The following is a 21,147-nucleotide window of genomic DNA, read 5'->3' on the forward strand; positions in this document are numbered from 1 at the left end:
ATCGTTCCTTCCTATTCTGCTGGAGGGTCATGGTCGATGTAACCCCACGCGAACTGGACAACCCCATTGGTATCCGTATCGATGACATAGCTCCCCGTTTGATAGCGGTCATAGTTACGGATCCCTTCTGTGGGAATGGGGTGGATGGTCTCATCCGCTGTTTTGAGCATGAGCATCTTCGCGTCTGCAGCGGTAACCGCAACTAATCGGTGTGGATTTGTTTTCAATTCCCGGAACATGGAAAGGCCCCGTTTCGCGCGTGTGCTTTGCGGGAACTGATCCCATCTCATTTTCTTCACGGCCCCGCGGTGGGAAACGGAAAAAAGCGCTTCGTGATCGTTTTCGGAAACGGTGAGCGCCGAGGCGACTTCATCTCCTTCTTTTAAAGCGATGCCTTTGACACCGGCCGCCCGTAGTCCGACGACGTTAATGTCCGTTTCGGAGAAACGAAGCCCATACCCTTGTTTTGTGGCAAAAAAGACATCTCGCGTTCCATCAGTAATGGCGACATCCACGAGATTATCATTGTCCTTGAGTTTCAACGCGATCAACGCTTTTGAAAAGCGCTGCGCCTGATAATCAGTCAATAAAGACCGTTTCACCATGCCATTCTTCGTAAAGAACAGCAAATAGTTTTCATCGCTGAAAGAGCGGACCGGGATGGCGCGAGCGATATGGTCATCGGCATCAAGGCTGACAAGGTTGCCGATATGTTGACCGTTGTCTTTCCAGCGTATATCCGGGAGCTGATGAACGGGAATATAAGCGTAGTGACCGTGAGCGGTGAAAACGAGCAGCGTGTCGGTCGTATTCATTTCGCTGAAAAATTGCAAGTCATCGGTATCTTTCATCCCCGGCCGTTCATCGTTTGAAGCGCTGTAGGAACGCGTGCTCGTGCGTTTCACATAACCATCCCGGCTCACCGTCACGAACACTTCTTCAGCAGGAATCATCACCTGCATGTCGATTTTCAGGTCTTCAACCTCTTCTTCCACGTTTGTTCGACGTTCATTCGCGTATTTCTTTTTTATCTGCTTCAGTTCCTTTTTCATCGTCTGTACGAGTTTCCCGGGGCTTTCCAGGATTTCATTCAGACGCTGGATCGTTTGTTCCAGATCTTCGGCTTCCTTTTCGAGCGTTTGAATATCCGTATTCGTTAAACGATACAGCTGTAAGTTGACGATCGCTTCGGCTTGCGGTTCGCTAAAGCCAAAGGCCTCTGTTATGTTTTGTTTTGCATCGGCTTTATCCTTGGACTGACGGATCAGCGCGATGAGTTCATCGAGCACACTGATCGCTTTCATTAGCCCTTCTACGATGTGCTGACGTTTTGTTGCCTGCTCGAGTTCGTAGCGGCTGCGATTGATGACGACTTCTTTTTGGTGTTCAAGGTAGGCGGCCAGCAGCGGCTTTAATCCCATAAGACGTGGAGCCTTGTCGGCAATCGCGACCATGTTGAAATTATAGGTCACTTGCAGGTCCGTGTTTTTGTAAAGATAGGAAAGGATGCTCTTTGCATCGGCTTCCTTTTTTAATTCCACCACAATTTGTAAACCGGTGCGATCGGTGTCATCCCGAACCTCGGCGATGCCGTCGATTTTTTTATCGAAACGGATTTCATCCATGCGCTTGACGAGGTTCGCTTTTATCACTTCATACGGGATCTCGGTGATGACAATTTGTTCTTTTCCGCCCCGTAACGTTTCTATGTTGGCGGTGCCTCGCGTAACGACTCTCCCTTTCCCTGTTTCATACGCTTGTTTGAGGTCCTGGACGCCCTGAATCGTCCCGCCTCCCGGGAAATCGGGACCTTTGATATATGTCAGGAGAGCCTCAAGTGTCGTATCAGGGTTTTCGAGCAAGTGAATGGCGGCATCGATCACTTCCCCCAAATTGTGAGGAGGAATATCGGTTGCGTAACCGGAAGAAATGCCCGTGGATCCATTGACGAGCAGATTCGGAAAATAGGCAGGCAAAACGACGGGCTCTTGATCCGTATCGTCAAAATTCGGAATGAATTCCACCGTTTCTTTTCCGATATCGCGAAGCATCTCCTGGGCTAAAGCGGAAATACGCGCTTCGGTATAGCGCATGGCCGCTGGCGGATCGCCGTCAATGGAACCGTTATTGCCCTGCATCTCGACGAGTCCATGACGGATTTTCCACGGTTGGCTCATACGTACGAGCGCTTCATAGACGGATGAATCCCCGTGCGGATGGTAATTGCCGATTACATTACCGACCGTTTTGGCTGCCTTTCGAAACGGTTTGTCGGCGGTGTTATTGTCTTGCAGCATGGCGTAAAGAATCCGGCGTTGCACGGGTTTTAGCCCATCCTTGGCATCGGGAAGCGCGCGTTCCTGAATAATATATTTACTGTAACGCCCGAAACGGTCGCCGATGACTTCCTCAAGGGGCAAATCCAGGTAATTTTCAGCTTCCGGCATGACTGTCTTCCTCCTCTCTTAGCAACATTTGCTCGTTATCCATGATGTTCGTTTCTTCATCGAGGCCGAAGGCCACGTGGGATTCGATCCATTTTCTGCGCGGTTCCACCTTGTCGCCCATCAAGGTCGAGACGCGTTTATCGGCCCGGGCAAGATCGTCGACGTTCACACGGATAAGCGTACGCCCTTCCGGGTCCATCGTCGTTTCCCACAATTGTATCGGGTCCATTTCGCCGAGGCCTTTGTAGCGTTGAACCGTATAACCTTTTCCGACGTTTTTGATCGCCGTATTCAAGCCTTCTTCATCCCAGGCGTATTCCATTTTTCGTTTTGCCCCGCTGCCTTTTTCCACTTTATAAAGGGGAGGTAAGGCGATGAACACCTTGCCCGCTTCTACGAGTGGACGCATGTAGCGGTAGAAAAAGGTGAGCAATAAGACTTGAATATGCGCCCCGTCCGTATCCGCGTCCGTCATAATCACAATTTTGTCGTAGTTACAATCATCAATGGAAAAATCCGTCCCCGCACCTGCGCCGATCGCGTAAATAATCGTGCGGATTTCCTCGTTTTTCATAATGTCGTCGAGTTTGGCCTTCTCGGTATTGATCACTTTCCCGCGCAACGGAAGGACGGCCTGAAACTTACGGTCACGCCCTTCTTTCGCGGAACCTCCTGCGGAATCCCCTTCCACGAGATACAGTTCATTTCGCTGCGGGTTTTTGGACTGGGCGGGGGTGAGCTTGCCGCTCAGCAAGGCTTCTTTTTTGCGGGATTTCTTTCCGCTTCTTGCTTCTTCTCTTGCTTTCCGTGCGGTTTCCCGGACTTGCTGGGCCTTGATCGCTTTTTGGATCAACATCGTGCTCAGTTTCGGATTTTCTTCCAAAAAGTAACCCAGTTTCTCGGAAAGAAACGCATCCACGGCTGCGCGCGCATCGGGTGTTCCCAATTTGCTTTTCGTCTGTCCCTCAAACTGCAGGAGCGCTTCGGGAATATGGACGGATAGCACCGCCGTTAAGCCTTCACGAATGTCATTGCCGTCCAGGTTCTTGTCTTTTGTCTTTAACATTTGCAATTTGCGGGCATGTTCGTTTAACGCGCGCGTAAGGGCTGTTTTCATCCCGAATTCATGCGTGCCCCCGTCCCTCGTGCGGACGTGATTCACAAAGGATAAAATATTCTCGGTATAGCCATCATTGAATTGAAAGGCAAAATCGATACGTATATCCTGTTGCCCGCCATCGAATGAGATGACCTCATGCAGGCTTTCCTTATCTTCATTTAAGTAGGAGACAAAAGCCTGTAGCCCTGTTTCATACTGAAACGTTTCCTGTTGAGAAGTGTCCCCGCGTTTATCGGTGAACGTAATCGCTGTGCCGCCTAACAGAAAAGCAGCTTCCCGCAAACGCTCGGCTAATGTCTCGTAATGAAAGGAGACCGCTTGCAACACTCCCGGGTCGGGGAGAAAACGTACGCATGTCCCCGTTTTCCTGGTTGTTCCTTTTTTTTCAAGGGTTGTCACCGGCACACCGCCATTTTCAAAGCGTTGTTCATACCGATGACCATCGCGGTGAATGGTTAAATGAAGCCAGGCGGACAACGCGTTCACAACGGAAGCACCGACGCCATGAAGCCCCCCGCTCGCTGTATAGCCCCCTTGCCCGAATTTTCCGCCGGCATGGAGCACCGTCATGATCACTTCGGGCGTCGGTCGTCCGGTTCGGTGCATGCCTACAGGAATACCGCGCCCTTCATCCTGTACGGAAACACTTCCATCCTCGTGCAGGGTTACATCGATCGTTTGTCCGAATCCGGCCATGGCCTCATCGACGGCATTGTCGACGACTTCGTCCACGAGGTGATGCAACCCGCGGGTATCACTGCTTCCTATATACATTCCGGGCCTTTTGCGGACGGCTTCCAGCCCTTCGAGGACCTGAATGGTATCATCATCATATTCGAGTGTGTTTTTAATATCTCTCACGAATGAACGAGACTCCTTTCCCATGGAACAACTTACTAAGGCTTTCGCCAGGCTTGGCGATAAACCAAGTTTTCTTTACGGTCACGTTATCTTATATTACCATACACGCATGGAACGTATGTTTTCAAGTTATAAGTGCTTATGAGTGAAAACTTTTTTGATCAGACGCCTCATGTATATGTTTTGATTCTGACAAGGGTTCTTTATCCTGTCAACATGCCATTAACGTAAGCATAACACAAATAAAGTGGGCTTGGAGAAGCCCACATTCATACTTACATCCTTCATTTCTCTCGTTTGCCCTACTGCATCTTACTGTGCTCCACTTTAATGCAGCGATCCATAATCACGGTTTTCCCGCTGTTCCTGGCTATTTCATAGCCTTCTTCGTTAACGATGCCCAGTTGCGTCCAGAACACCTTCGCGTCCGTATTCGTGGCGTCCCTGGCAATGTCGGGTATAAACTCGCTGCGCCGAAACACGTTAATAATATCGATGGGCTCGTCGACATCCTGGAGCGACGGCACCGCTTTTTCCCCGAGGACTTCGTCCGCTTTAGGATTCACGGGAATAATTTTATATCCTGCTGACTGCATCACGCTGGACACTTCGTTGGACGTACGATCCGGATTATCGGATAGCCCAACGACAGCAATATTTTTGGCATCCTTTAAAATTTGAGCAATGTCTTCCTGGGATGGATTGGCTATCGTCGTCATACATAATGCCTCCTCAAATTAGTTTAAATGTCCGTTCTCCTGCAAATAATCTTCGGACACTACTTCGGGATCAACATCTTCATAATCGACCAGATAATTCATCTCCTGCATATCTTCATCAGTAATTTCTCCCGCGAGGGTGTTTAAAATACTCTCCAGTTCAGGATGTTCGTCCAGGACTTCCTCTCGCAGCAACGGTGCTCCCTGATACGGCGGGAACAATTCCTCATCATCTTCCAAAACAACCATACCATACTCGACGAGATAAGCGTCTGTCGAATAAGCATCGATCACTTCCACTTCCCCTTCTTCAATCGCCTGGGAGCGAAGGCCGGGGTCCAGGCCGTTAACATCCGCAAATTCGAATCCGTACGCCTCGGTGACGGCATCATAGCCATCATCGGGGCGGTCGAGAAATTCAAAGGTAAACCCGGCGGTCAGTTCGTTCTGGATCGGTTCCAGGTCTGAAATCGTTTCCAGTTCGTATGCTTCGCCGACCTCATTGCTCACGGCCAAAGCGTATGTGTTATTATACGCCATCGGTTCCAGATAAACCAAATCGTATGCTGTTTCTATCCCCTTTTTGGTCGCTTCATACACTTCGTCTTCATTCATCCCCGACGGATCTTGCCCGAGGAGATCGACATAAGCGGTTCCGGTAAATTCCGGATAGATATCGATATCCCCGACGAGCAGAGCGTCAAACACGATATCTGTTCCGCCGAGACCTGCCTGTACATCCACGTTCAAGTCGGTCTCATCTTCGGTTAAATGCTTGTACATATGTGCAAGTATATCCGGCTCTGCATCCAACTTGCCGCCAATCACGAGGTCACTTTGCTGAGCAGGAACGAGCGTTGGTGAAATGACGATTAAAAAAGCGCTGGCCATCACGACCCCGAAGGTCATAAACGAACGTTTCGTTTTCTCCGTCCATCGTAAAATAAAATCAAACAACAACGCCAAAATCGCGGCAGGAATCGCTCCGAGCAAAATATAGGATTGGTCCGCCCGCTGAATACCGGTCATGATCAAATCCCCGAGGCCGCCGGCACCGATCAGCGCTGCCAATGTGGCGGTTCCGATGATGAGAACCATCGATGTACGGACCCCGGCCATCACGACCGGCATCGCCATCGGTAACTCTACTTTGCGCAGCCTCCGGGCCGGGCTCATCCCCATGCCTGTCGCCGCTTCTTTAATGGCCGGGTCTATCTCGCGTATGCCCGTATAAGTGTTGCGCAGGATAGGCAAAAGGGCATAGGCGGTTAGTGCAATGACTGCCGGAACGGTACCGATGCCGAGAAAAATAATCATAAACCCGAGGAGAGCGAGACTCGGGATCGTTTGCAATACAGCGGCAACGCCGATGATCGGTTCTGCGAAGCGGCGCGTTCGTGTAAGGAGGATGCCGAGCGGGAGCGCTATAAGTATCGCGCCCAAAAGCGCAATCAAGGACATTTGGATATGTTCCCACAACGAACTTAAAAGCGTCTCTTGTTGCTGGGAAAATAGCTCCAAAAACTCGTTTAAAGGATCCATCACGGCAGTGCCCCCGTTTCCGCGCGCTGGTTATACAAGTAAGCGACGATGTTTTTATAGCTTAAAATACCGACGAGTTGTTCATTTTCCACGACGGGCACGGCGTCATATTCGGAAGCTTCCACCGCGGAAACGACCTCGCGTAACGGGCGTTCCGGTGAAATCAGCAGCTCATGGCTCACGGTTCCCGATGGCTCCAGTCGACCGAGAAAGCGCCGTTCATCGCCGAAAACGTATAAAGGCGCAGGGTATGAAGGCGCATGGAGCGTCGTCTCCCGGGTCATATGCTTGCTGTCGGTTTCCATCACTTCCGACACCGGCGTTTCCCATAAATCCGGTTTACGGTTGCCGACAAACGATTTGACAAAGTCATTGACGGGCGCATGTTGGAGGTCTCGGGGCGTTCCGGTTTGCAGCGCCTCACCATCTTTCAGCAAGCAGATACGATCGGCGAGTTTAAACGCCTCTTCAATATCGTGGGTGACAAATACAATCGTCTTTTTGATCCTTTCCTGTAATGTCGCGATATCATTTTGCAAATGCTCACGGCTGATGGGGTCCAGCGCGCTAAAAGGCTCATCCATAAGCAAAATATCAGGATCTGCCGCCAATGCCCGAACGACGCCGACCCGTTGTTGTTCGCCGCCGGACAGCTCATCCGGATTCCGGTTACGAAAGGTCTTAGGATCCAGACCCACCATTTCCAGCAATTCGTCAATGCGTTTACCGGTTTCTCTTTTCCCCCACTTTTTCATTTCCGGGACGACAGCGATATTTTCTGCCACCGTCATCGTCGGAAAGAGTCCAATCTGTTGCAGAACATAACCGATATTCCAGCGTAATTCCTGGCGGTTGAAATCGCGAATATCTTTGCCCTCCATGTGAACCGTTCCTTCCGTCGGCTCGACGAGGCGGTTGATCATCTTTAAACTCGTTGTTTTCCCGCAGCCACTCGGACCGATGAGGGCAAAAAATTCTCCTTTTTCGACATGGAAATGAAGATTTTTTACGGCCGTTGTTTCTTCCGCGAATGTTTTGGATACATTTTTGAACGTAATCATATCTGTTCGGTCACCTGCTTTTAAAATCCACTTCACTATGAACTTCCCATTTCTGCTCGCTTTCAAACAAAAAACTGTCGAATTTTCGACAGTTCATTGTTCGGGTTTATATCCCATTTCAAAATAAAGGGCCTGTTGTGAATAAAGGTGCGCTTGTTGCACGGCTCTTTTGGCCTGTTCACAGTCATGATCATCTTTCGTGTGGGCGATTTGGTCCAGTTGGGCTTCCGTATGCTTGATGGCCGCTTCAATCCGGCGTACTTGTGCATAGGTATGGGAACGTTCCTTGAAACAAAGCTGAGCGTACAACGATGATTCCTCCCCCGAAGACGGTGCTAACAAATCTATTGTACGCCCGTGTTTGCCGATTTATTCCTACTTTTTCGCCCAAAACTGGTAATAATCGGTTTTAATATTGCCGTTAAACAGTTTTCTTTTTTTCGTGGCATTTTGTCCGTAAAAAGTTTCGAACTGTTCGTTTGCGCTGAGCACATAGACAGACCAGCCCGGAAACTGTTTTTGACTCACACGACCGAGCGTTTCGTACAACTTTTGCACGCTTTGGCGTTCCTCCATCCTTGTTCCGTAAGGCGGGTTGCAAACGAGGACGCCGCGTTCTGACATACGCTCAAGGTCCTTGATATCTTTTGTTTTCCATTCAATCTCCTCGACACCGGCGATCGCCGCGTTATCGGAAGCCAGTTTTGTCATGCGCGCATCCCGGTCCGAACCGTAAATCGCAGGCATGTGCGCATCATCGATCAGATCACGGGCTTCTTCTCGCGCCTGCACCCATGTATCCTCGTGGATAAACGGCCATTGTTCGGCCTGAAAGCTTCGCTTAAGACCGGGAGCGATATTTTTGGCCATCATCGCCGCTTCGATGGGAATGGTTCCGGAGCCGCAGAACGGGTCGAGGAACGCCATATCGGAATGGGGGCGCCAATTGGTCAACATAATCATGGCCGAGGCGAGTGTTTCTTTCAGCGGTGCTTCACTGTGTAGGCGGCGGTAGCCGCGCTTATGCAAACCGTCGCCCGTCGTGTCCAATGTGAGCGTGACTTCATCTTTTAACAAGGCTACCTCAATTTTAAACAAAGGGCCGTCCTCATTGAACCATGATTGGTTATACGTTTGCTTCAAACGCTCGACGACGGCTTTTTTAACAATACGTTGGCAGTCGGGAACGCTGTACAGTTGCGATTTCACTGAACGGCCGACGACAGGAAACTCGCCGTAGACGGGGATAAATGCTTCCCAGGGCAGGTTCTTCGTTTCTTCGAACAGTTCTTCAAAAGAGGTCGCGGTAAATGAACCGATCTTAAGTTTCACCCTATCCGATGTCCTCAGCCACAAGTTGGACCGGCAAAGCGCTTCCTCGCCCCCTTCAAATATAACCTTTCCATTTTCGACGGTTGTTTCATATCCAAGGTTGCGAACCTCTTTAGCCACGAGACTTTCCAGTCCCATCGTTGCCGTAGCAATATATGTATACGTTCCCATAAGCGCTTCCCTGCCTTTTATGTAAAAAACCCCGTATACGGGGTCTGTCCAGAGGCTGAAAATGTTCTGTAAGCCATGTTCTGTATCGCTGTGCTCCGGCTGTTAACCTTGCAAAGCGACGGCAATCATCTATCTGCGAATCAATCGCCTCTCCCCGTCGTTTCCAACAGGGAAAATGCCCCTACCATCATTTGGGTTACTCGCTCGAGGGGTTTACCGCGTTCCACTCTCCGCGTTTCCGCGAAGACTTCGTCACTGTGGCACTTTCAGAAGGATAACCCTATTCTTTGTAAGAACGTAGGTGTTCCTTGCGCCGTCAGTTCAGTAAAGAAAACTCTTGGCTTATCGCCAAGCCTGGCGAAAGCCTTAGTTGCACTTATGCATGATAAGAAAGTTATACTTTCTTATCTACAAAAAACCGAACTGCCCTGACTTATGGTTTCGTCAGGCACGGTCACTACAACCCTTTAAGGTTGTGCGAGCATGGACTTTCCTCTCTGTTCGCTATAAACAGAGCGATTGCCCGAACATTTACAGCTTATCTGCAAGCTGTATTATAACGTGCTTTCAACTTTTATGCAAGGTCACATGCGAAGTAAGGCTTTTTTTGCCAAGTGGTCGGCTTCTTGATTGGCCCGTTTCGGGACCCATGCTACGTCGAACCATTTAAAGTCGGCGCTTAATAACAAGACTTCATGCAATAACGGCGTATAACGAGCACTTTTCATCCTCCCCTGTTCAACGGCATCAGAGACGAGTTGGGAATCCGTGAAAAAGCGCCCGTGATCGTAGCCTGTCCCCTGCGCCCACTTCATTCCTTCATGGAGGGCGGCGAATTCCGCCTCATGAATATGGGTATGATCTGAGGGGAGACTTTTTCTCTCGACATCTCCGTTCGGATGTTTCAAAAACAGGCCATAGCCACATACGCCGGGATCGCCGTTACAAGCGGCATCGACATATATGTGAACGACTTGCTCGGCAGTCATTGCGATAATTTCTTTCCGAACACTTCTTTTTCCAGGTTGGAGATCCGTTTTAGAATATCATAATTGGTTGATCCACCCGTCGTTGCGGTAGCAGGCGCTTCATCAGTTTCCGAAGGCTCGGCATCTGCGGGAGGCGCTTGCGAGCGTTGCGAACGTTGGGGCCCCGTCGCCGTTTGCATTTTTCGTAACTGTCCTACTTCCTTTTCCAATTTATCAACCTGATCCTGGAAAAGCTCGTAGTCTTGAATGATCGTATCTAAAAATTGATCAACTTCTTCTTTGTTGTAGCCTTTCATGCTCGTCTTAAATTCTCTTTCAAGTATCTCTTTGGCTTCTAATTGAACGTTTGCTGGCATCGTACACACCCCGCGCTAGTATTCTCAAAGCTTATCCTTATTTTTTCAGAAGACGCGGGAAATGTCAATTTGTCTCAATGAGGCAACATCGACAAGAGGTGTAAAGAAAACTTGGCTTATCGCCAAACATGGCGAAAGCCTTAGTTGCACTTATCCTGCCAAAAAAAGCAGACTTTTGGCAAATTATGCGCTTGCCCGGGAAATATTCACTGGGGAAATGATGATTCATTTCCCAATTTACGCCGGAGGCGTTGGAGCCGGTGTTCCCATGCATCGTTTTCTACATCCCGGACAGATTGCGCCTGCCCATATTTACTGTAATAATACGCACGCGTGTAATTCTTTTCGTGATGTTCATGCCAGATCGCGAGGGCTTCTGCAGCTTTTGGAGCCCACTCTCCCTGCATTTCCCACACTTTTTTAAAAAGAGAAAGGCTATCGAGGTGTCGGTTGGCTTTTTTGAGAAGTTGCCCGTGCTCGAAAAGAGCTCTTTCGTATACGTGGCTCGTATTTCCAACGGTGGCATACACTTCATCTGCCCGCTCGAAGTGCTTCGTATCACGCCACCAACGGGCGATTTCATAAGCTTCTTCAGCTGTCGTCCCACCATTCAAAACCCTTCTGGAAAGCTCGATGTAGAGGGTGATCAGCGATAATAAATCGTATTCGTTATGGCGGAATATCCCTTCAATGTAGGATGGTTCTCCTTCGGATAGAAAATCCTGATAGTACATGGGAGCCAAATAACCCGGTATATCGTCATCTCTCCCAAAACCGAGAATCTCTTCTTCTACGTTGTTTAAGCGGCACGAGGCCAATTCATGTTTAAATAAGCGCCGGGCAGCATGCAAGAGATCGAAATGCCCGAAAGCGGGTAACGCCGGCAGCTCTTCGCGCAGCAACGTGTGCCGCGTTTTTAACTGGGGCCAGTCAAATGCTTTGCCATTATAGGTCACAAGCGCGTGCAGGGACGTTTTGTTCATTAAAAAATGGTGGTAAAACGCGATTTCGTGCTCAGGTCCCGGCAAGAAAAATTGATCGACGATGATCTCCTCTTCGCTCAGCTGTGCCGTTCCGATCATGAAAATCATATTGCCCGCCCCGTGGCTGAGCCCGGTCGTTTCCGTATCGAGAAAGACGAGGTCTTCTGCTTCAAGGTCATTACCGGGAGCGAGCGGATGACCCTCAATGCCGGCTTCTTTCCAGGCATCCACGGTGGTTTTCAGCTCCTTAAAAGCATGGCGTCCGTGCACATGGGAAAGAGAATAGCGTTTCCGGCGTCGAACCGCGTAGCCATCTTCAAAAGGTAAAACATCACATTGAAAATCATCCCACTTTTGTGCAGGTACCTCCGGCTCCTCCGGCACGGTTTCGGCCGGTTGGGAACGATTCATATGTGGTTTAAGCCGTTGTAATTTTTTTTGTATATCCATGGCCTACACGTTCCCCGTCTGTTTTTCCGCTAATGATGATAACCATCGCTGGACGTCGTTTTTAAGTCCTGATTGCTCACCCGTTCCGATACAAACTGGGCAGCCGTCGCTGCAAGGGCAGTCGTGAATCAGTTTGGCGCTCCGTTCAATCAGCTCGTCCATGCGCTTATACAACTGGGAAGCAAGCCCAATGCCGCCCGGGTAATGATCATAAATAAAAATCGCCGGCATCTGGGAATGGTCGGCCTTGATTTGCACCGCGACATGGAGATCACTTTTGTCGCTCATCGTAAGGACCGCGCCCAGGTGATGAACCACTTGTGAAAAAGACACAAGCATACGTTCGAAACGTTGCTCGCCAAATGTTTGTAACCATGTTTCGTCAAAATCCACCCACGTCCCCGCGGTATGAATTTCTTCCTGCGGGAGATGAATCGGCCCGGAGCCGATATTTTCATACGTAGAGAGCTTTATTTTCTTAAAAATAGAAGGCATAATCGTCACCGCCACATCGCCGAACGCGACGTGATGATGTTCGCGGTGTTGGCTTTCGTCTTGTTCAATAACGGTTAATTTCACATTCAGGCTCGCGTCGGTAAAATATTCGACCTCGACAAGCCGCACGTATGCCTTTTTTTCCTCCCAGTCGAGCGTCTCCACTTGATATTGTTGTCCCTGGTGCAGGTAAATCGCCTCTTCATGGAGCAACGTCATGGCACTGAAACGGTCCATTTCGCCGATGACCTTGGCGCTGCCTGTGATCGTCGTATCAACAATGACGATATTTTCCTGGGAAGCGGAGCGCAGACTCACATCATGGGCCGGAAAGGCCTGGCTCATCCAGTACCAGGTCTCTTTGCGTCGGTGGACCACTCGCTCCTCGGCGAGATAATTCATCATATCGCTGATGTCTAGTCCGCCAAAGGTGTCGTCCACCTTAAATGGCAATTCATAAGCGGCACATTTTAGGTGATCGATTAAAATGATCAAGTTGTTTGGTTCGATTCTCGCTTCTTCCACGGGCGACGACAAAATGTAGTCCGGATGCTGCATGACGTACTGATCAATCGGCGTTGAGCCCGCGACCATCATGACGAGGGATTCTTCCTGACGGCGTCCGGCGCGGCCGGCTTGTTGCCAAAGGCTGGAAACTGAGCCCGGATACCCAGTCAGTAAACACACCTGGAGTTGACCGATGTCCATCCCCAATTCAAGGGCATTCGTACTGACGACGCCGCGGATGTCACCTTCCCGCAAGCCACGTTCGATGGCGCGCCGTTCGTTCGGGAGATAGCCGCCGCGATACGCGCGAATGGAGGCCGGGCCGTAATCATCCTTGATTAACGTTTGCAGATCGCTATAGATAACTTCTACGCGCACACGGCTGCGGGCGAAGACGATGATTTGGGCATCCGCTTCGAGAAACCTTTTGGCGAGTGTGCGCACTTCCTTTGAGGCGTTGCGGCGCACATTCAACGATTGATTGACGACCGGCGGATTATAAAGGACGAGATGTTTTTTCCCTTGCGGGGCACCGTTGTTGTCGATCAGGGAAAAAGAACATCCGGTTAACTGTTCGGCGAGTTCTTTCGGGTTCCGGATCGTCGCCGAGGTCGTAATAAATTGGGGATCGCTTCCATAATAGTTTGCCAGTCGCAAAAGGCGCCGGATGACGTTCGCGACGTGGCTTCCGAATACGCCCCGATAAGTGTGCAGTTCATCGATGACGATAAAGCGCAGCTTCTCAAATAAAGACACCCACTTCGTATGATGGGGCAATATCGAGGTGTGCAGCATATCGGGATTCGTCATGACGATATGACCGGCATGGCGAATTTTTTGCCGAATAGCCGGCGCCGTATCTCCGTCGTACGTGTAGCTGTTAACATTCAAGTCAGCCGCTTCAATCCATTCCGCCATTTCGCTCTTCTGGTCCTGGGCAAGCGCTTTGGTCGGAAATAAATAGATGGCACGTGCTTCAGGATCTTCCGTAATTGCATTAAGAACGGGCAAGTTGTAACAAAGTGTTTTCCCGGAAGCGGTCGGGGTCACCGTCACAATATTCTTCCCGGCCTCCACTTCATCATAGGCCAAGCGTTGATGGGTATATAACGCACCGATCCCCCGTTTTCCAAGCGTATGGGCCAACGTTTCGTTTAACGTGGAAGGGAACGGCGCGTATTTGGCTTCCTTTTCCGGTTGTTCATGCCAATGGGCGATATGTTCATCTTCTTTCAGTGTCGCGATTAAGCTTTGGAGGTCTTGTTTATCTCTCATGGTCTCCCCCCTTTTTTCAAGTATAGCATATTAGAACGCTTGTTTGCAGTATTGCGGACTCACAAACTTTTCAGCGAAACTTCCACCCACCCGCGCACACTGTTGATCAGCCAGACGCGATCGGCTTTTTCCAGATCCGCAATCGAAAGTATTTGCTCCTTAACGATACCTTGTTCTAAAAGATACGCCCGATAGACGCCCGGCAATAATCCGAGTGATACAGGCGGAGTCACGTACGCCCCATCGATGTCGAGCACAAGGTTACCGATCGTAAACTCTAAAAGCTCATCCTTGTCATTATAGAGCAAAATATCAAATACATCTTCTGCTGCCCGGGAATGAAGCGCAGCGAACACATCTCTGGCCGTCGTTTTGTGAAATGAAAATGGGTCGTTAACAGCGATTGGCATCGCGGATAATTCAACAGCGACAGGCTCACTCATCTCTTGAATCTGAGCCCCTTCGATAGAAAAGCCGCGTTCCGGATGATAAAGCAGACGAACCTTATAGGTACCGCTCGGGTGTTTGCGGGCAAATGAAAGCAAAACATCTTGCATGTTTTCCGCGGAAAATGACCACTGAAAACGAGCAGCGGACGATTGCATACGCTGACAGTGCCGCGCTAAAAACGGGTAACGCCCATCTTCCAAACGTAAACTTTCCAGCAAGGAAAAATCAGTCTTCAAGTCGGTCACAATCTTACTTTTCAGAACAGCCTCTTCATACTCTCCTTGCGGGGTTGAGTCCCAGGTTACACCACCGCCTGTGCCGTAAGTGATCCTTTCTTTCGCAGAATCAACGACGGCGGTACGGATGGCAACGTTGAACACACTGTCCCCAGCTGGTGTGATATAACCGATACTTCCGCAGTAAACGTCACGGGAATTGTTCTCCAGCTCTGCGATTCTTTTCATCGTCTCTTGTTTCGGTGCGCCCGTAATGGAGCCGCACGGAAACAAAGCGCGGAATATTTCAGCGAAATCAATCCCCTGCTTAAGCTCCGCGTCAATCGTCGATGTCATTTGCCAAACGGTCGGATAAGCTTCGATGGCAAAAAGGTCTGTCGTATGAACACTGCCCGTTTCGGCAATCACGCCTAAATCATTACGGAGCAAGTCGACGATCATGACGTTTTCCGCCCGATCTTTTTCCGAATGCCGTAGTTCCTCATATAGATACTCGTCCGCTTGCTTCGTTGCGCCGCGGGCGATCGTGCCTTTCATCGGCTTCGTTCGCAGGTGATTTCCCTTTTTTTGAAAAAAGAGCTCTGGAGATACGGAGAGGATTTGCTGTTGCCCCGTGTCTAAAAACGCGCTATAAGTCCCTGGTTGAGCTCGCTTTAAGTGCTCATACAAAGTGCGGGCATGTCCCTGAAAGGGTGCTTCCATACGCATCGTATAATTCACTTGGTAAGTTTCACCTCTGGCAATGGCCCGGCGAATGTCCTCGACGTTGTTTTTGTAATCCGGCGCGCTCGTCGAAAACGTCCAATCTGAGAGATGATAAGCCTGTCCCATCTTTGCAGGCGGCGTGGTTGGTTCTCTAAAAATACCAAACCAAACGAGGGGCATTTTATATTCGCCGACGACTGATAACTCCGGTCGCAGGCCATGGGCCGCTTCGTATGACACATAGCCCGCGGCATAAAAGCCTTCGTCGACGGCAGATTGGACCTGTCTTATACATGCTTCTACCTCTTTTGGTTGCTCCGTTTGGATAATGGAAACAGGGTTGCGAAAGTACAGGGGTGCTCCGTGATTAAAGTCGATTTGAATATCTATCATGGCCCATCATCCTTTAAAATTCTGTTTGCTTCCCAGCATAAGCGAAATCAAAAAAGAACGCCACCCGCAGGCGCGTTCCATTGTGTATTATGCTTCTTTTTGCAGACCGCCCAGCCGCTCTTCAAACAATTTTTGAACGGTGTCCGTGTCCATGTTTTCTAAAAATGGTTTGGGTATTCCGCATAAGTCTATCAGTAGGCGGATCATCTCGGCACGTGACAGGCGTGTCATTGGCATCCCCCTCCCTATATTCTACCATATGCATGAAGCGGAAAAAATATTCAATTGCTAGACGATCTGCCCGTGAATGAATCCTGAATCCTGTACGAAAACGCTAATAAACGGTAGAATCATGGTATTGCCACATACTGATTCATGATTCAGCAAGGAGGAACGACAGCAGTGAAAATCGAAAACATCGGCGACCTCGAATTGATTGAAGGAAGGCGAAACAGCAAAGTCCCCTATTCCACAAGCATTCTCGTCAAAGGGAAAAATGGAAAAGGAGACGCGTTGGTTGATATCGGCACGGGCAAAGAAGGCTATGAGTACATCAATGAAAACCATGATATTCAGGATATTTTTATTACCCATTATCATCTTGATCATGTAAAAGGGATTCCTTATTTTCAGAATGCCAATATATATGTCAACGAGATCGATGAGCACAAGTTAAATGATATGGAAGTCCTTGGGAAAGCCATGGGTACATACGCCCTCCATGGCGCATCTGTCGTGAATCAATGGATCGAGCACAACAAGAACAGCCAACCTTTCGCGGATATTATGAAAAGAGACAAAAACCTGTATCCGTATGATCAAACGATAAATGTGGCCGGTCATGACGTGCAAATGCTTTACGCCCCCGGGCATTGCGAGAGTTACTGCTGCCCGTATTTTCCCGATGAAGGGGTGCTCGTCGTCGGCGATTATGATCTCACTTCATTCGGGCCTTGGTACAACAACGCCGATTCTGATATTGACGCGTTTATCACTTCCGGGGAAATGACCTTGAATGTTGACGCCGATTACTATGTGACGTTTCACCATAAAGGGACGTTTACGCGCAAGGAATACGAAGTGGCTCTTGAGCGGTATTTGGCGATCATTGAAGAACGCGAGCGCAAAATTATACAACTGTTAAAGGAAGGCACCGCGATTGAAGACCTCATTCATCGGGAAGTCTTTTATATGAAGAGAAATTTGGAGATGGCACCGCTTTTGCTTGAATTTGAAATCATGGGGGTTGCCAAGCATCTTAAGCGGCTCGCAAAGCAAAACAATTACTACGAAGACCATTATCAATCGTTTCTGGATCATCATTTCGCTGAACCGGCCTACAGTGATTACTTCGTGCAAAACGAGTGAGACAAAGGATGATAATATGTTTTCAGTGCAAGATAAGTCGATCATCATCACCGGAGCCAATTCAGGAATCGGAAAAGAAACCGCGGAAGTTCTGGCGGCACGAGGCGCCCATGTGACGATGGCAAGCAGGAGTGTCGATCGCGGGGAGGAGGCAAAGGCGGATATTCTCAAGCGCATTCCGTATGCGCAACTGGAAGTCGGGCAATGTGATTTGTCCTCACTTGCAAGCGTGGCAGCGTTTGCTGCGGCATATCAGGAAAGAAACAATAAGTTATACGCGTTGATCAACAATGCCGGGGTCGTCACCACTCGGCGCGAGATGACCGAGGATGGGTTTGAAAAGATGCTCGGCGTCAATCATATCGGTCATTTTTATTTGACGACACAGCTTTTACCGCTGCTTATGCGCGAGGATAATGCCCGCGTGATTACGCTCTCGTCAGGCGCTTATAAATGGGGAGATATTGATTTTGCCGATCCGCACTTGGATAGAACATTCGGCATCTGGAAAGGATATGCCCGCTCGAAACTGGCAAATGTGCTGTTCACCGTGGAACTGGCCAGGCGCTTGAAGACAAGCTTTGTCAACGCCGTGAGTGTACATCCGGGCGCGGCAAGCACAGAGATCGGCGTGGATCGTGAAACCGGCTTTGGAAAAAAAGTTCATACTGTGCTTCGTCCGATTTTGAAAAGCTCGCGCGAAGGGGCGGCGACGACCATTCACTTGGCATCAACCCGCGAACTTATCAATGGCGGGTATTATTATGAAGGTGGCAAACGTCAGGAGCTGAAGGGAAAAGCATTGGATGCCGACCTGGCCAAAGAGCTATGGGAATGGGGCGAGAAAGAAATCCGGCAGCGGGGGTTTTAGTGGGATGGATTTCATTCTTGAGAGCAAAAGAAGTACGCACTTGAGTCTGTTTAGCTTTTCGTATATTGTTGAGCACCATGAATAAAGGTGAGTATCACAATTTCTCGATCAAAAACTTCATAAATTAAGCGGTAACGATGAATGAATATTTCCCTCACTCGCTTATCGTCGTGTTCAGGAACTATTCTTCCCCGCTCGGTGAATTCACTTAAGGATCTGGAACGCTCTTTGACTTTGTTATAAAAAGCAATCGCGTAAGCTGGGGAGTCATCATTTTTGACCATATTACTCTTTTAGCCATTTTTCTATCCGTTTCTCCACTTCATCTTGGGATACGATATCACCATTTTCAACAGCTTGAAGACCACCTTGAATTTTACTCTGTACAAAGATGGTATATTGAAGATCTTCAAAAGAGCTGTTTTCAGGCATGTTATCAATTATGTCTTTTACTTGTTCCTTGTGCATTTCAGATCACATCCTTTTCTGCATTTTACCACAACATTCTCATTTAATGTACCCACTAGGCTTCCTTCAATTTAGCTTCCACTTCATGAATATCTACTCGTTGAGACGTTATAGACGCTTTATGAGTTTGATACAAAATATGGCCAGGAAGCGCTGCACTTCATGGCCATCTCTTGCTGATCTTTTATCCGCAGTTTTGCAGGAAATAACACACCATACAAAACTTTGGGCAAGAAGGTTTAGGATTGCGGCACAATGCTCTGTCTTTTTGGGGAAGATAACGCTTCTCTCCCAAATGTATACGCGCATCAAATGACATCTTCGTCCCTCATTATTTTCATTTTTCATTATTGTATGCCGGGAAGCCATTGATGGTATGGTGGGAAGCCTACCGCCACTTTCTTTTCCGCATTTTCCGTCTGCGCTTGAATTCGGCATAATGGTAGCGGCGCCGTTGTTCTTCCGGTGATTCGTTCAGGATGTGTCGTATTCTCGCTCGAAATTCAGGTTCCATTTTACATGTCTCCATTCGCTTATAATGTGAGTGTTCCGATGTTTCCCATGCCTTCTTCTTCGCTGCTTTCCGTGGTGACCTTCCCGTCGCCATCTTCCACTAATCGCTTGACATGCAGCAGTTGTTGGTCGGTGACAATGATTTTTCCGAAATTGCCGATGCTACTGACCACGTTTTGCAATGCTTCCTTTGTAACATCAGCAGCAAATGTGAGTGTTCCGTCCACGATCATGCTGACCGTTTCGTCCAGGTTAAGAAGCGCTTCATTGTTCCACGTTTCCACTTCTTCCACGTGCAAGTATTCTTTTTCATAGGAAATGATATCCGTCTCCAGGCGGTCACAGCGTTCAATGAGCAAATCTTCAAGATGCTCGGGGACAATGATATAGGAATGGGAATGAATGTTGCTGATTTTTTCGGCTAATTGCTCCCGGCTGATGTCAGCGGAAAAAATGATGGGATCATGACTGAATAACTTATTGTGCGGGAGACGTTTAAGCGTTTTTTGATTCAATTTCCATTTTTCCCTGACATGATAGTACCCATCGGGAATGACTTCAAAATCTCCAGCGGCACCACCGGTTGCCATTTTGGCGCGCACGACAGGCTCCAGGCGCTCGCGTAGTTCAACGACACCAGTTATATAGAGTGTCTCAATATGATCGTCGATGTCTTTCGGATCAACGTCATCGGCAAATGTTAACATCCCTGTGCTGATCAGGGTGATCGGCTGATCGTAATGCATGAGCATCTGTTTCGTCACAGTGTGCTCACCGATAAACATTTCCGGCATTTGCTCATAACCAATCACCGAACCCTTGATGTCCCCGAGTTTTGACTCGATCGCCCCACGGATTTCATTCGGGACAATCGCTCCTCCCTGCAATTGAATGTCATCCACACGCTCCCGGAACGTCTCGGCTTTTACATCCTTTTCGACGATAAGTGCACCTTGCACAAAAGCTCGCAGCGGTTCAACGAGCTGTTCCAGGTAGGACTCATTGATCGTTAAACCTCCTTGAATAACCTTATAATTCTCTTCGACTTCTTTCACGACACCAATATTGCCGACGTTCAGTTTTTGCAGAAGGTGCCCGTTGCCTTTTCGAATGATGGCTATCCCTACGTTCCCAATCCTTTCAATGTTTTCCAGATTTTCTTCTTTCGTGTGCAGCATATTGAGGATACCGATATTTCCAATTGTTCGTGTCATACATATATTCTCCTTTACATTTGTTTTCGCAATTTTGCGAGGGCGGTTCGTAATTTTGAGCGAACCGTGGAAGCGGGCAATGACAACTGACGGCCAATTTCTTCGCTCGAGAACCCAAGCCAGAATTTTTGAAAAACAATCGTCTGTTGAACTTCCGGCAATGATCCCAGAAGTTCCATCATTTCCATATTGTCAAAAGGGTTAAAACTTGGAAAAAACGTTTCGTGTTGCGTTGGTTCGTAAGGTGTGTCCCGCTTGCGTTTTCGGCGTTCATCAATCAATAGACGTTTCATCGTTTTAAAAAACCACGCTTTTTGCTGATGATGCGCTAAAGTCCAAACGTTCTCGTTATTTAACGCGCGCAGCCACGCTTCCTGTACAAGGTCATTGGCTTCTTGTTCATGTCTGGCAATACTTAAGGCAAAACGCCATAGATGGGGAAACAATTTTTCGTACTGTTCGTGTTCCATAATCCCCCTCTTCCCACTTCAGCTGGTTCACAGAGATAACGTTTCAGATCGGCCAACTGTTGAGATTTTTTAATTAGAAAACTTGGCTTTTCGCCAAACCTGGCGAAAGCCTTAGTTGCACTTATCCGCGAAAAAAATAAAACCGCCCACG

Annotated in this window: 20 protein-coding genes and 1 other RNA gene; 2 read left to right on the forward strand and 19 right to left on the reverse strand. The window is 48.8% G+C overall.

Annotated features, from left to right (window positions below):
- Positions 1–11 precede the first annotated feature (11 nt).
- The 14 genes from parC to BLS58_RS17330 form a co-directional block, all read right to left on the reverse strand.
- Positions 12–2,447 (reverse strand): DNA topoisomerase IV subunit A, encoded by a 2,436-nt coding sequence (gene parC, locus BLS58_RS00205; RefSeq protein ID WP_090395548.1) that lies wholly within the window; start codon positions 2,445–2,447, stop codon positions 12–14.
- Positions 2,434–4,428: a DNA topoisomerase IV subunit B gene (parE, locus tag BLS58_RS00210; RefSeq protein ID WP_218126112.1), complete on the reverse strand. Its 1,995-nt coding sequence runs from the start codon at positions 4,426–4,428 to the stop codon at positions 2,434–2,436. The genes parC and parE overlap by 14 nt, the downstream gene beginning before the upstream one ends.
- A 302-nt stretch (positions 4,429–4,730) precedes the next feature.
- Positions 4,731–5,147, reverse strand: coding sequence for a CoA-binding protein (locus BLS58_RS00215; RefSeq protein WP_090395550.1), 417 nt, complete (start codon positions 5,145–5,147; stop codon positions 4,731–4,733).
- A gap of 18 nt (positions 5,148–5,165) precedes the next feature.
- Entirely contained in the window at positions 5,166–6,689 is a 1,524-nt protein-coding gene (locus tag BLS58_RS00220) for an ABC transporter permease/substrate-binding protein (protein WP_090395551.1), read from the reverse strand.
- A complete protein-coding gene (locus BLS58_RS00225; protein WP_090395905.1) occupies positions 6,689–7,750 on the reverse strand; it encodes an ABC transporter ATP-binding protein in 1,062 nt (353 codons plus the stop codon). Before BLS58_RS00225 ends, BLS58_RS00220 begins: the two co-directional genes overlap by 1 nt.
- A gap of 93 nt (positions 7,751–7,843) precedes the next feature.
- Positions 7,844–8,059, reverse strand: a complete 216-nt coding sequence (locus BLS58_RS00230) for a hypothetical protein (RefSeq protein WP_090395552.1) — start codon at positions 8,057–8,059, stop codon at positions 7,844–7,846.
- A 66-nt stretch (positions 8,060–8,125) separates the two neighbouring features.
- Positions 8,126–9,253, reverse strand: coding sequence for a THUMP domain-containing class I SAM-dependent RNA methyltransferase (locus tag BLS58_RS00235; protein WP_090395553.1), 1,128 nt, complete (start codon positions 9,251–9,253; stop codon positions 8,126–8,128).
- Between the two features lie 64 nt (positions 9,254–9,317).
- Positions 9,318–9,784: RNase P RNA component class B (gene rnpB, locus BLS58_RS00240), an RNA gene on the reverse strand.
- Positions 9,785–9,837: 53 nt separating this feature from the next.
- Positions 9,838–10,242, reverse strand: coding sequence for a ribonuclease HI family protein (locus BLS58_RS00245; RefSeq protein WP_090395554.1), 405 nt, complete (start codon positions 10,240–10,242; stop codon positions 9,838–9,840).
- Entirely contained in the window at positions 10,239–10,598 is a 360-nt protein-coding gene (gene gpsB / locus BLS58_RS00250) for a cell division regulator GpsB (protein WP_090395555.1), read from the reverse strand. The genes BLS58_RS00245 and gpsB overlap by 4 nt, the downstream gene beginning before the upstream one ends.
- A 206-nt stretch (positions 10,599–10,804) precedes the next feature.
- Positions 10,805–12,031: a ribonuclease H-like domain-containing protein gene (locus BLS58_RS00255; protein WP_090395556.1), complete on the reverse strand. Its 1,227-nt coding sequence runs from the start codon at positions 12,029–12,031 to the stop codon at positions 10,805–10,807.
- Between the two features lie 3 nt (positions 12,032–12,034).
- Complete coding sequence (locus BLS58_RS00260; protein WP_090395557.1) at positions 12,035–14,308, reverse strand: DEAD/DEAH box helicase; 2,274 nt, start codon at positions 14,306–14,308, stop codon at positions 12,035–12,037.
- Between the two features lie 59 nt (positions 14,309–14,367).
- Positions 14,368–16,092: an aminodeoxychorismate synthase component I gene (gene pabB / locus BLS58_RS00265; RefSeq protein ID WP_090395558.1), complete on the reverse strand. Its 1,725-nt coding sequence runs from the start codon at positions 16,090–16,092 to the stop codon at positions 14,368–14,370.
- A gap of 87 nt (positions 16,093–16,179) precedes the next feature.
- Entirely contained in the window at positions 16,180–16,323 is a 144-nt protein-coding gene (locus tag BLS58_RS17330) for a hypothetical protein (RefSeq protein ID WP_176764518.1), read from the reverse strand.
- Positions 16,324–16,494: 171 nt separating this feature from the next.
- Here BLS58_RS17330 and BLS58_RS00270 point away from each other — a divergent pair, with 171 nt between their 5' ends.
- On the forward strand, positions 16,495–17,460 hold the full coding sequence (locus tag BLS58_RS00270) for an MBL fold metallo-hydrolase (protein ID WP_176764519.1): 966 nt from the start codon (positions 16,495–16,497) through the stop codon (positions 17,458–17,460).
- Positions 17,461–17,476: 16 nt separating this feature from the next.
- Positions 17,477–18,331, forward strand: a complete 855-nt coding sequence (locus BLS58_RS00275; RefSeq protein ID WP_245722998.1) for an SDR family oxidoreductase — start codon at positions 17,477–17,479, stop codon at positions 18,329–18,331.
- Between the two features lie 50 nt (positions 18,332–18,381).
- Here BLS58_RS00275 and BLS58_RS18290 read toward each other — a convergent pair whose 3' ends face one another.
- The 5 genes from BLS58_RS18290 to BLS58_RS00295 form a co-directional block, all read right to left on the reverse strand.
- Complete coding sequence (locus BLS58_RS18290) at positions 18,382–18,615, reverse strand: type II toxin-antitoxin system RelE/ParE family toxin (protein ID WP_090395560.1); 234 nt, start codon at positions 18,613–18,615, stop codon at positions 18,382–18,384.
- Between the two features lies 1 nt (position 18,616).
- The gene (locus BLS58_RS00285; protein ID WP_090395561.1) at positions 18,617–18,799 is read right to left on the reverse strand and encodes a hypothetical protein; all 183 of its coding nucleotides are present in this window, start codon (positions 18,797–18,799) and stop codon (positions 18,617–18,619) included.
- A 388-nt stretch (positions 18,800–19,187) separates the two neighbouring features.
- Positions 19,188–19,313, reverse strand: a complete 126-nt coding sequence (locus tag BLS58_RS18120) for a hypothetical protein (RefSeq protein ID WP_281240981.1) — start codon at positions 19,311–19,313, stop codon at positions 19,188–19,190.
- Between the two features lie 19 nt (positions 19,314–19,332).
- Positions 19,333–20,526 (reverse strand): hypothetical protein, encoded by a 1,194-nt coding sequence (locus BLS58_RS00290; protein WP_090395562.1) that lies wholly within the window; start codon positions 20,524–20,526, stop codon positions 19,333–19,335.
- Positions 20,527–20,540: 14 nt separating this feature from the next.
- Complete coding sequence (locus BLS58_RS00295) at positions 20,541–20,996, reverse strand: RNA polymerase sigma factor (protein ID WP_090395563.1); 456 nt, start codon at positions 20,994–20,996, stop codon at positions 20,541–20,543.
- Positions 20,997–21,147: the final 151 nt, after the last annotated feature.

This window comes from Natribacillus halophilus, assembly GCF_900100185.1.
Lineage (GTDB): Bacteria > Bacillota > Bacilli > Bacillales > Marinococcaceae > Natribacillus > Natribacillus halophilus.

Coding starts and splice junctions, on each gene's coding strand:
- BLS58_RS00260 (WP_090395557.1), bottom strand. CDS start 14,308: ATGAGAGATAAACAAGACCTCCAAAGCTTAATCGCGACACTGAAAGAA.
- BLS58_RS00225 (WP_090395905.1), bottom strand. CDS start 7,750: ATGATTACGTTCAAAAATGTATCCAAAACATTCGCGGAAGAAACAACG.
- pabB (WP_090395558.1), bottom strand. CDS start 16,092: ATGATAGATATTCAAATCGACTTTAATCACGGAGCACCCCTGTACTTT.
- BLS58_RS00215 (WP_090395550.1), bottom strand. CDS start 5,147: ATGACGACGATAGCCAATCCATCCCAGGAAGACATTGCTCAAATTTTA.
- BLS58_RS00275 (WP_245722998.1), top strand. CDS start 17,477: ATGTTTTCAGTGCAAGATAAGTCGATCATCATCACCGGAGCCAATTCA.
- BLS58_RS00235 (WP_090395553.1), bottom strand. CDS start 9,253: ATGGGAACGTATACATATATTGCTACGGCAACGATGGGACTGGAAAGT.
- BLS58_RS00220 (WP_090395551.1), bottom strand. CDS start 6,689: ATGGATCCTTTAAACGAGTTTTTGGAGCTATTTTCCCAGCAACAAGAG.
- BLS58_RS00295 (WP_090395563.1), bottom strand. CDS start 20,996: ATGGAACACGAACAGTACGAAAAATTGTTTCCCCATCTATGGCGTTTT.
- BLS58_RS18290 (WP_090395560.1), bottom strand. CDS start 18,615: ATGGTCAAAAATGATGACTCCCCAGCTTACGCGATTGCTTTTTATAAC.
- BLS58_RS00285 (WP_090395561.1), bottom strand. CDS start 18,799: ATGCACAAGGAACAAGTAAAAGACATAATTGATAACATGCCTGAAAAC.
- gpsB (WP_090395555.1), bottom strand. CDS start 10,598: ATGCCAGCAAACGTTCAATTAGAAGCCAAAGAGATACTTGAAAGAGAA.
- BLS58_RS17330 (WP_176764518.1), bottom strand. CDS start 16,323: ATGACACGCCTGTCACGTGCCGAGATGATCCGCCTACTGATAGACTTA.
- BLS58_RS00245 (WP_090395554.1), bottom strand. CDS start 10,242: ATGACTGCCGAGCAAGTCGTTCACATATATGTCGATGCCGCTTGTAAC.
- BLS58_RS18120 (WP_281240981.1), bottom strand. CDS start 19,313: ATGGAACCTGAATTTCGAGCGAGAATACGACACATCCTGAACGAATCA.
- parC (WP_090395548.1), bottom strand. CDS start 2,447: ATGCCGGAAGCTGAAAATTACCTGGATTTGCCCCTTGAGGAAGTCATC.
- BLS58_RS00290 (WP_090395562.1), bottom strand. CDS start 20,526: ATGACACGAACAATTGGAAATATCGGTATCCTCAATATGCTGCACACG.
- BLS58_RS00255 (WP_090395556.1), bottom strand. CDS start 12,031: ATGGATATACAAAAAAAATTACAACGGCTTAAACCACATATGAATCGT.